This is a genomic window from Paenibacillus sp. OSY-SE (assembly GCF_000283315.1).
In the GTDB taxonomy this organism is placed as follows: Bacteria; Bacillota; Bacilli; order Paenibacillales; family Paenibacillaceae; genus Paenibacillus_B; species Paenibacillus_B profundus.
Map to the genome: position 1 here is coordinate 1 of NZ_ALKF01000009.1, position 1894 is coordinate 1894.

The following is a 1894-nucleotide window of genomic DNA, read 5'->3' on the forward strand; positions in this document are numbered from 1 at the left end:
TTCGCCATCGGCCGTCCAATGCCGATCCGTTCGTCTCCGCCGAGGCGGTCGAACGTGGACCAGACAGTCGTTTCCGTTGGCCCGTACATGTTGTACAGTTCCGCATCCGTATGTTCCCTCAGCTGCCCATATAGGGAGGAAGGGAATGCTTCCCCGCCGACCAGCAGCGTGTGGACGTTCCGCAACTGCGCCGCGCTCCGCGCATCGCCGAGCAGCAGCATCAACCGCGAAGGCGTCGTCTGCATCATGTGCACCGGATGCTCGTTCAACAGTTCCGCCAGCAGAACCGGATCCTGCTGCGCTTCCTCGCTTGCGAGGACGATCTGCATTCCGCAGCTGAGCGGCACCCAGCTCTCCGTGACGAAGATGTCGAAGGATACCGTCGTAACGCACAGCATCGAAGCATGCGTCCCGAAAGGAAGCTCGCGGATCATCCCCGAGATGAAATTCACCACGTTCCGGTGCTCTACGACCACCCCTTTAGGCGTGCCAGTCGTTCCTGAGGTATAAATGACGTACGCGCTGCCGGAAGGTCTGATCTCCACGCCAACAGGCATGGAAGAATACCCTGCCAGCTCCTTGGCGGAGGAGAACGAGACGGTATGGCCGCCGTGACTTGTCCGGTCTGCTCGCTCCGGCTGCCCCTCCAGTTCTTCCATCAACATATCGTCCAGACACAATACATGGCGCAGCGCTGTCTCCTGCAGGCCTGTCACAATCCCAAGCTGTCCCGCATCCGTCAGCATAAACTGCATTCCTGCATCCTGGATCATCCCTTCCATGCGCTCTTTAGGCAGAAGGGGGTCGATCGGCACGTAAGCGGCACCGGCTTTCAGAATCCCCAGAAGCCCGGCGAGCAGCTGCGGCGAGCGGTTCATCAGGACGCCTACACGGTCTTCCGCTGTCACGCCATGCGCCCGCAACCATTGGGCGATACGGTTGGCCTGTTCCTCAAGATCCCGGTAGGTCAGGCTCTGCTCTGCGCACACGACCGCCAGACGATCCGGCGTTGTCGCCGCCTGCTGCTCGAACAAGGAATGCACGGCCGCTCCCCTTGGAATATCCGCCGCCGTGTCGTTGAACTGCACGAGCAATTGCTCCCTCTCGGCCGTTGTCAGCAGCTCCAGCTCTTGTACCGATATGTTCAAATCCGCTACGATCTGCTCTATAATTCGCATCAGGTGTCTTTGCAGACGCTCCATCACTTCTCGTTCAAACACCTGCGCATTGTAGTCAAAATGAATGCTCATTTCTTCGCCTGGCATAATCATCACATTCAGGTCATAGTTGGTCTGCTCCTCCGCCTGAACTCCGGTAATTTCTAGCCCAGCCGTCTCTCCCAATGAACCCGCTTGCTCCTCCACCGGGTAGTTCTCGAACACCAGAATGTGGTTGAACAGCTCCCTGTGCCTTGTGATTTGGGCTTGGATTTCATGCAGCGGATAATAGTCATAGGCTTGGGACGCCAGCGCTTGCTTTTGCGCTTGTTGCAGCACGCAGGCTACGGTTTCTTCTGCCTCGCACTTCACCCGGACCGGAATCGTATTGATGAACAGTCCGATCATCCCCTCCACGCCGGGAAGGGCTGCCGGTCTTCCGGACACCACGCTGCCGAACACCGCATCGGTTGTCCCGCTGTATTTGTGCAGCAGCAGTCCCCATGCCGTCTGCAGCAAGGTGTTCACCGTTACCCCCTGCTCTCTTGCCGCTTGGCTGATCCGTTCGGTCTGCTTCCGGTCCAGCGAGCAGGTCACACGCATCGCTTCATATCCCTGCGCCTGACGCTGACGTCTCGGGAGCTCCGCCGCTTGTTCGAAGCCTTCCAGCCTATCTGCCCAGTATCGGGACGCCACTTGCCCGTCCTGTTCAGCTAGCCAGCGAATATACTCGCTGT

General features: G+C 58.8%; 1 protein-coding gene. It reads right to left on the reverse strand.

Going from position 1 to position 1894, the window contains the following annotated elements:
* On the reverse strand, positions 1 to 1894 hold a 1894-nt coding region (locus A372_RS0100050; protein WP_019418881.1), incomplete at both ends, for a non-ribosomal peptide synthetase.